The following is an 8393-nucleotide window of genomic DNA, read 5'->3' as shown; positions in this document are numbered from 1 at the left end:
TGCGCGGAGGAAACGCATGACCTGGCTGCGCTGCGCCTCCCCCCGCCCGGGGGCGACCACACGGCTGTTCTGCTTCACGCACGCGGGCGGGTCGGCCACCGCCTACCGGGACTGGCCCGCGCTGCTACCCGACTCCGTCGAGCTCCACGCGACGCAGCTGCCGGGCAGGGCGGACCGGTTCGGAGAACCGTCGCCCCAGGACATGGACACGCTGGCCGACCTGGTGACCGAGGCGATGTCGCCGCTGCTGGACCGGCGTTTCGCGCTGTTCGGGCACAGCATGGGAGCGATGCTCGCCTACGAGGTCACCCGCCGCCTGGAGGCCGGGGGACGTACCCCGGCACGGCTGCTGGTGTCCGGGGCGAGGGCACCGCACGATCCCCGGGAGAGGATCGCGATCTCGGATTACGACGACGACCGCCTCGTCGCCGAGCTGGCCAAGCTCGGCGGTACCGAGGTGGAGATCCTCTCCCACCGGGCGATGCGCGAGATCGTCCTGCCCTACATCCGCGCCGACTTCCGGCTGGTCGAGGCCTACCGCCATCGCCCGGGCCCTCCGCTGCACACCCCGATCTCCGCTCTCGTCGGCGACGCGGACCCGGAGGTCACCCCGGCCCAGGCCAAGTCGTGGGAGGCCCGCACGGTCTCCGACTTCTCCCTCACGGTCTTTCCCGGCGACCACTTCTACCTGCAGCCGCAGCGCGCGCCGGTGGTCGGGGAGGTCACCCGGCTGCTCGCGGGATGAACGAGCCGATCAGAGGATGAGCGCGAAGCAGTCCGGCCGGTAACCGCGGGGCATCGGCCCGGGAGTCTCCAGCGCCTTGTTGACGTAGGAGAGCATCACCGGATCGAGCGCCTCCAGGTTGTGCCCGACGGCACCCTCGATGATCCCCTTGAGCGGGCAGTCGTCCTGGAGCATCCGGTTGGTCACCTGCTCGGGCGGCCCCTCGACGAAGGTCGAGGCGGCCTCCTGCTCGGCCTTCAGCCCGAGCGCGGTGTAGTCGACGCCGGGCTCGATCATGGAGGGGGTGTTGAGCTCCTTCATCAGCGGCGAGTCCGAGTGGAGCTCGTCGCAGACCGTCTCCCCGCCGCAGCTCCTGCGCAGCTCCCCGGTCAGCTCGTGGTGCGGCGCCCCCATGGTGACCAGCTCGGACACCTTGCCCGCCCCGCCCTCCGAGCGCAGGTACGCCCGGGGGACGATCCCCCCGAGGCTGTGCCCGACGATCGCCACCTTCTCGGCCCCGGTGGCCTGGAGCACCCCGTCCACGAAGTTCCCCAGCGTCCGGGCCGAGCGCCTGATCGAGTTGCTCCAGCCGTAGTCGAGGGCGAAGACGCAGTAGCCCTGTTTGCTCAGGTAGGGGGCCGCCACGGGCCAGGTCACCGCTCCCGTGCTTCTCGCACCGTGGACGAGCACCACCGGATACGGCGTGTCCTGGCGGGGTCGGCAGTCGAAGTCGTTGGCCTTCGACAGTCCTTCCGAGGCCAGCCGTCTGGCCTCGGCGACCATGTCCACCCTGGGTGGCGGGGACGCGGACCGCCCGCCGGTGAGCGTGCCGGCCGCGACGGTGAGCACCGCGAACCCCGTCACGACACACAGGACGATCACGATGATGTGGCCGAGACGGAGCTGCCCCACTCGATCTCTCCTCAGAAAGAACGCCGGACAAGAGCCTTTCTCGCCACCTCGCACCGGAGCTATGCCCTGCCCGCGCCTGTTGCCGCCGCAAAGTTGGCACTCCTGCAACAAGCGGTCTCCCTGCCGATGCCACAGCCGGGGGCGTCTACGCCTCCGGAGACCACTCGGCTGGCGGATTGTGTCGAAGAGTTGGCCTTCCTTGGGCAGTGAGTGCCCATGAGACGCGGCGTGGGGGCCGTTAGCGTCAGCCTGTGGGTGAACGAGTACTGATCGCGCTCGGTGGCAACGCGATGACGGGGCCTGACGGCGGGGCCTCACCCGGCGACCAGCGCCGCGCGGTCGAGCAGGCCGTCCGCCATGTCGTCGCGCTCATCGCGGACGGCCACCAGGTGACCCTCACCCATGGCAACGGCCCCCAGGTCGGCAACCTGATCCTGAAGAACCAGCTCGCCGCGCACGTCGTGCCCCCGGTGCCGCTCGACTGGTGCGGGGCACAGACACAGGCCACCATAGGCACCCTCGTCCTCAACGCGCTCGACGGCCGCGCGGCCGTCGTGGTCACCCGCACGCTCGTCGACCCCGCAGACCCGGCCTTCCAGGACCCGGTCAAGCCGATCGGCCGCTACTTCAGCGAGGCGGAGGCCCGTCGCTTCGAGGAGCTCGGGCAGAGCTGGCGCCGCTTCGACCGGGGCTGGCGCCGCGTGGTGGCCTCCCCCGAGCCGCTGGAGATCCTCGACGCCCCTGCGATCGCCGCGCTGGTGGCCGCGGGCTTCACCGTCGTGGCCGCGGGTGGTGGCGGCGTGCCCGTGGCCCGCGACGCCGGAGGGCGGCTGGGCGGGGTCGAGGCCGTGATCGACAAGGATCTGGCGGCGGCGGTGCTCGCCCGGGACGTGCGGGCCACGGTCCTGGTCATCGCGACGGACGTCCCCGAGGCCGTCGTCGGGTTCGGCACGGCCCAGGCCCGGCCCCTGGGCGCGGTCACCGCGGCCGAGTTGCGCGTACTCCACGCCGCCGGGCACTTCGCCGACGGCAGCATGGGGCCGAAGGTCGAGGCCGCGCTGCGCTTCGTCGAGCAGGGCGGCGACCGGTCGGTGATCACCTCCCTGGAGAACATCGGGGCGGCGCTCACCGGCGAGAGCGGCACCGTGGTGCGAAAGTGAACACGACGCGATTGAAAGGTGGCAGGGATGCCGGAACCCATTGAAGTGCGCAAGGTGCCCATCGAGAGCGTGACCGACGCCTCCGGGCTGGCCCGGCTCATCGACGACGGGGTGATCGAGGCGCACCGGGTGCTCGCGGTGATCGGCAAGACCGAGGGCAACGGCGGGGTGAACGACTACACCCGGATCCTGGCCGACAGGGCCTTTCGCGAGGTGCTGGAGGCCAAGGGACATCCTTCCCCCGAGAGCGTGCCGCTGGTGTGGTCGGGGGGCACCGACGGTGTGCTCAGCCCGCATGCCACGATCTTCGCCACCACGGCGAACGCCGAGCCGAGCGACGAGCCGCGGGTGAGCGTCGGCATCGCGATGAGCGAGGTGATCCTGCCCGAGGACATCGGCCGGCCCGCGATGGTGGAGAAGGTCGCCGCCGGAGTGCGTGAGGCCATGAAGCTCGCCGGGATCGACGACCCCGCCGACGTCCACTACGTCCAGACCAAGACCCCGCTGCTCACCCTGTCCACGATCAACGACGCCAAGTCGCGCGGCAAGGACGTGGTGATCGAGGACACCGGCCCGTCGATGGACATCTCCAACTCCACCACCGCGCTCGGCATCGCCGTCGCGCTCGGCGAGATCGAGATGCCCGCCGCCGACCAGATCCACCGCGACCTGTCGCTCTACTCCTCCGTCGCCTCGTGCTCCTCCGGCGTCGAGCTGGACCGGGCCCAGATCGTGGTCGTCGGCAACGTACGGGGCATCGGTGGCCGCTACCGGATCGGCCACTCGGTCATGAGGGACGCGCTGGACGCCGACGGCATCTGGGAGGCCATCCGCTCCAGTGGCATCGAGCTGCCCGACCGCCCCCACCCGTCCGACCTGGGTGACCGGCTGGTCAACGTCTTCATGAAGTGCGAGGCCGACCCGTCGGGCAGCGTGCGGGGCCGCCGCAACATCATGCTCGACGACTCGGACGTGCACTGGCACCGCCAGATCAAGGCCACCGTGGGCGGCGTCGCGGCCAGCGTCACCGGTGACCCGGCCGTGTTCGTCTCGGTCGCCGCGGTCCACCAGGGCCCGAGCGGCGGCGGCCCGGTGGCCGCCATCGCCGACCTCGGCTGACGGGTGCGCGCTCGGGCGGGGCGGAAATCCTCCCCGGGCGTCACCGCGGGTAGGCTCCCGATTCGTGCCGAGTATTCCGCAGCCCCTGGTCCCCGGCGACGACGGCGCCGCCGACGCCACCGTGACATCCGCGCTCGCCGCCTTCGCCGCCGGGGAGGCGGAGGCCGGTGCGGTCGTCGCCGCGCTGAGCGGGACACGGCTGCTCGTGCCCGTGGTCGCCCTGCTGAAGGAGTCGGAGATCGGCGAGCACGGGCTGCGGCAGGAGAAGGAGAGCGAGATGGCCCTGCCGAAGCTCGTCGGTGCGGACGGGCGCGAGGCGGTGCTCTCCTTCACCGGAATGGAGCCGCTGCGGCGGTGGCGCCGGGACGCCAGGCCCATCCAGGCCACCATCCTTCAGGTCTGCCAGGCGGCGGTGCACGAGAACACCGCCGCGGTGGTGATCGACGTCGCGGGCCCGGTGCCCTTCGTGATCGAGGGCGCTCTGCTGCGGGCACTCGCCGCGGTCGAGTCGGGCACCCTCGACGAGCTGGGCCCCGAGGTCACAGTGGCACGGATGGAAGAGATCGCCGAGCCTCCCAGGCGCCGGCGGTTCGGTTGGCCATCGCGCGGACGAGGTTGACCGTTCCCGGCGGGGCCGGGGTTCGCGGATTATGGTCGCTCCGTGAGCGAGTACGCCGAGCCGGCACACCGGCCCCCCAGCCCCCCTCCTGCCGTCAGGCGCCCCCGGGTCTTCGGGACGGTGGTGGTCTCGTGAGCCTCGTGGCGGCGCCGCTCCTTCCGGTCCTGGCCGCGGCCACGTCGGGGGCGGTGATCGGGCTGTGGACGCGGCGCGTGGTGGCCCGCCACTCGATGCCAGACGGGGAGCGGTCCGGGCGGCCCCGGCCGGTGGCGGGGGTCGTGGAGGTGACCACCGCGGTGGTGCTGGCCGCTCTCGCGCTGCGGGCGCTCTGGCCCGGCGTACCGGCCCAGGCGGTGACCACCCCGGCCGGGAGGGCCGGAGAACTGCTCGCCTTCGGCGGGCTGGCGGTGGTCGCCGTCGCCCTGTCCTTCGTCGACGCCGCCGTCCACCGGCTGCCCGACCGGCTCACCCTGGCCGCCTACCTGGGAATCGCCGTACCGCTCGTCGTGTCGGCCCTCGTCGACGGCCGCCTCGGCGATCTGCTCGGCGCGGGTCTCGGCGGTCTCGCCCTGGCGGGCTTCTACCTGGTGCTGCTTCTGATCAATCCGGAGGGGATGGGGCTGGGCGACGTCAAGTTCGCGGCGAGCCTGGGCACCGCCCTCGGCTGGCTGGGCTGGGACACCCTGGTCGCCGGGACCTTCCTCGGCCTGGTGGCCGGGGGCGTCTACGGGGCCGCCCTGATGGTCCTGCGCCGCGCGGGCCGCAAGAGCGAGATCCCCTTCGGCCCCTTCATGGCCATGGGCACCCTCGCCGCGGTCCTCACCGCGCTCTGACCGCCGGCGGATGTCTCACTCCGTGAACCGGGGCCATTCCAGTGGGCGACACGTGGAAGACTTGTCAGCATGTTGCGTTGGTTGACCGCCGGAGAGTCTCACGGCCCCGAACTCGTCGCGATCCTGGAAGGCCTGCCCGCGGGGGTGGAGGTGACCACCGCCCAGCTGGACGAGGCGCTGCGCCGTCGCCGCCTCGGTTACGGTCGCGGGGCACGGATGAAGTTCGAGCAGGACGTCGTCACCATCGTGGGCGGGGTCCGCCACGGCCGCACGCTCGGCAGTCCCGTCGCCATCCGCGTGGGCAACACCGAGTGGCCCAAGTGGGAGACGGTCATGGCGGCCGACCCCGTCGACCCGGCCCTGCTGGAGGGGCAGGCGCGCAACGCGCCGCGCTCCCGCCCACGCCCCGGCCACGCCGATCTCGCGGGCATGCAGAAGTACGGCTTCGACGACGCCCGCCCGGTGCTCGACCGGGCCAGCGCCCGGGAGACCGCGGCCCGTGTCGCGCTCGGCCAGGTGGCGAGGAGCTTCCTCAAGCAGGCCCTCGGCGTCGACATCGTCAGTCACGTCGTCTCGATCGGCGGGGCGGCGACCACCCCTGGCGTCATCCCCGGCCCCGGTGATCTGGAGGCGATCGACGCCGACCCGGTGCGCTGCGCCGATCCGGAGGGCAGCGCGGCGATGGTCGCCGAGATCGACAGGGCGCACAAGGACGGCGACACCCTCGGCGGCGTCGTCGAGGTGGTCGCCTACGGCCTGCCACCGGGCCTGGGCAGCTACACCCACTGGGACCGCCGGCTCGACGCCCGCCTCGCGGCCGGCCTGATGGGCATCCAGGCGATCAAGGGTGTCGCCGTCGGCGACGGCTTCGAGACGGCCCGCCGCCCCGGCTCCCTGGCCCACGACGAGATCGAGAACACCGCGGACGGCATCCGCCGGATCACCAACCGGGCCGGCGGCGTCGAGGGCGGCATGACCAACGGCGAGCCGCTGCGCGTCAGCGCGGCGATGAAGCCGATCTCCACGGTCCCCAGGGCGCTGGCCACCGTCGACGTGCTGACCGGCGAGGCGGCCAAGGCCCACCACGAGCGCTCGGACGTGTGCGCGGTCCCGGCCGCCGCGATCGTCGCCGAGGCCATGGTGGCGCTGATCCTGGCGGACGCCGCGATCGAGAAGTTCGGCGGAGACTCCGTCGAGGAGGTCGCCCGCAACCTGTCCGGCTACCTCTCCTCGTTGGTGATCAAGTGAGCGGGCGCCAGGTCGGCGAGCCGCGGTCCAAGGAGGCCGGATGAGTCCCCGTGCAGTACTGATCGGCCCTCCGGGGTCGGGCAAGTCGACCGTCGGACAGCTCCTGGCCGACCGGCTCGGGGTCGCCTTCCGCGACACCGACGCCGACGTCGAGCTCACGGCGGGCAAGCCGGTGAGCGACATCTTCATCGAGGACGGTGAGGAGATCTTCCGCGAGCTGGAAGCCGACGCCGTACGGCGGGCGCTGGCCGAGCACGACGGCGTGCTCTCCCTCGGTGGCGGCGCGATCCTCGCCGAGGCCACCTGCGAGCTGCTGGCCGAGCATCCGGTGGTCTACCTGGAGGTCGGTCTCTCCAACGCCGTCCAGCGGGTGGGCCTGGCCTCGGCGCGGCCGTTGCTCGTGCTGAACCCGCGCAGCCGGCTGAAGAAGCTGATGGACGCCCGCCGTCCCGTCTACGAGAAGCTGGCCAGGATCGTCGTGGTGACCGACGAGCGCGAGCCCGGCCAGATCGTCGACGAGATCGTGAAAGGCCTGGAGCCGTGACGATCTCCAGGATCAAGGTCGCCGGTGAGAACCCGTACGACGTGGTGGTCGGCACCGGAGTGCTCGGCGAGCTGCCCGGCCTGCTCGGGCCGAAGGTCCGCACCGTCGCCGTGATCCACCCCGAGAGCCTGCCGGAGATCGCCCGCCCGGTCTGCGGCGCGATCGAGGCGGCCGGGTACGAGGTGGTCCCGTTGCCGGTGCCCGACGCCGAGCGCGCCAAGACCGTCGAGGTGGCCGCGGAGCTCTGGTCGGCCTTCGGCCGCGCGGGCATCACCCGGTCCGACGCCGTGGTCGGCGTCGGTGGGGGGGCGACCACCGATCTGGCGGGGTTCGCCGCCGCCACCTGGCTGCGCGGTGTCAAGGTGGTGCAGGTGCCGACGACACTGCTCGGCATGGTCGACGCGGCCGTGGGCGGCAAGACCGGTATCAACACCCCCGAGGGCAAGAACCTGGTCGGGTCCTTCCACCCGCCGGCAGGGGTCCTGTGCGACCTGGCCACCCTGGTCTCGGTGCCCCGCGACGACTACGTGGGCGGCCTCGCGGAGATCATCAAGGGTGGTTTCATCGCGGACCCGAAGATCCTCTCGCTCATCGAGGACGACCCCGAGGGGGCCAGGCTCCCCGAGGGGCGGCACACCCGCGAGCTGATCGAGCGCAAGATCCAGGTCAAGGCCGACGTCGTCGGCGCCGACCTGCGCGAGGGCGGCCTGCGGGAGATCCTCAACTACGGACACACCCTGGCCCACGCCATCGAGCGCGTCGAGCGGTACCGGATGCGCCACGGCGAGGCCGTCGCGATCGGCATGGTCTACGCGGCCGAGCTGTCCCATCTGGACGGCAGGATCGGTACCGACCTCGTGGAGCGGACCAGGTCCATTCTGACCTCGGTCGGGCTGCCCACCGCCTACCGCCGCGAGGCCTGGCCCGAGCTCCGCGACCACATGCGCCTCGACAAGAAGAGCCGCGGCGCCACGCTGCGCTTCGTCCTCCTGGACGACCTGGCGAAGGTGTCCCCGCTGTCCGACCCCTCGGAGGAGCTTCTCGAAGCCGCCTACCGGGAGATCGCCCGGTGAGCCTCACGACACCGGTGCTCCCGGCGGGTATCGCGGACTTCGGCCTGAGGTCGTACGGGCCGGCCCTGCCCGCCATCGCCGAGAGCACCTCCTGAATCCGGGCGACCCGGAACTTCCCGCGCTCCGGCGGCCGCCTCCGGCCCCCGGCGATCCCGGTGCCG

General features: G+C 72.2%; 9 protein-coding genes. 8 read left to right on the top strand and 1 reads right to left on the bottom strand.

The window, feature by feature from the left end; translation table 11 throughout:
• Window positions 1–16 precede the first annotated feature (16 nt).
• Window positions 17–745 carry a thioesterase II family protein gene (locus ACQP0P_RS31905; protein WP_433361762.1) on the top strand — a complete coding sequence of 243 codons (729 nt, stop codon included), beginning with the start codon at window positions 17–19 and terminating at the stop codon, window positions 743–745.
• Between the two features lie 9 nt (window positions 746–754).
• On the opposite strand, the gene ACQP0P_RS31900 is transcribed toward ACQP0P_RS31905, so the two are convergent.
• Complete coding sequence (locus ACQP0P_RS31900; RefSeq protein ID WP_433361759.1) at window positions 755–1636, bottom strand: esterase/lipase family protein; 882 nt, start codon at window positions 1634–1636, stop codon at window positions 755–757.
• A 251-nt stretch (window positions 1637–1887) separates the two neighbouring features.
• Between ACQP0P_RS31900 and ACQP0P_RS31895 the strand changes: the two genes are divergently transcribed.
• The 7 genes from ACQP0P_RS31895 (at window position 1888) to aroB (ending at window position 8232) form a co-directional block, all read left to right on the top strand.
• Window positions 1888–2796: a carbamate kinase gene (locus tag ACQP0P_RS31895; RefSeq protein ID WP_433361756.1), complete on the top strand. Its 909-nt coding sequence runs from the start codon at window positions 1888–1890 to the stop codon at window positions 2794–2796.
• A 27-nt stretch (window positions 2797–2823) separates the two neighbouring features.
• Window positions 2824–3915 (top strand): ring-opening amidohydrolase, encoded by a 1092-nt coding sequence (locus ACQP0P_RS31890; RefSeq protein WP_433361753.1) that lies wholly within the window; start codon window positions 2824–2826, stop codon window positions 3913–3915.
• A 64-nt stretch (window positions 3916–3979) separates the two neighbouring features.
• The gene (locus tag ACQP0P_RS31885) at window positions 3980–4534 is read left to right on the top strand and encodes an SseB family protein (protein ID WP_433361750.1); all 555 of its coding nucleotides are present in this window, start codon (window positions 3980–3982) and stop codon (window positions 4532–4534) included.
• Between the two features lie 131 nt (window positions 4535–4665).
• Window positions 4666–5367 carry a prepilin peptidase gene (locus ACQP0P_RS31880; protein WP_433361747.1) on the top strand — a complete coding sequence of 234 codons (702 nt, stop codon included), beginning with the start codon at window positions 4666–4668 and terminating at the stop codon, window positions 5365–5367.
• A 69-nt stretch (window positions 5368–5436) separates the two neighbouring features.
• Complete coding sequence (gene aroC / locus ACQP0P_RS31875; protein ID WP_433361744.1) at window positions 5437–6615, top strand: chorismate synthase; 1179 nt, start codon at window positions 5437–5439, stop codon at window positions 6613–6615.
• A 40-nt stretch (window positions 6616–6655) separates the two neighbouring features.
• On the top strand, window positions 6656–7159 hold the full coding sequence (locus ACQP0P_RS31870) for a shikimate kinase (RefSeq protein ID WP_433361741.1): 504 nt from the start codon (window positions 6656–6658) through the stop codon (window positions 7157–7159).
• Complete coding sequence (gene aroB, locus ACQP0P_RS31865; protein WP_433361738.1) at window positions 7156–8232, top strand: 3-dehydroquinate synthase; 1077 nt, start codon at window positions 7156–7158, stop codon at window positions 8230–8232. The genes ACQP0P_RS31870 and aroB overlap by 4 nt, the downstream gene beginning before the upstream one ends.
• Window positions 8233–8393 lie beyond the last annotated feature (161 nt).

This window comes from Streptosporangium sp. CA-115845 (genome assembly GCF_050943795.1).
In the GTDB taxonomy this organism is placed as follows: domain Bacteria; phylum Actinomycetota; class Actinomycetes; order Streptosporangiales; family Streptosporangiaceae; genus Streptosporangium.
The sequence above is the reverse complement of the archived record's forward strand: the minus strand, read 5'-3'. Positions and strand labels throughout refer to the sequence as shown.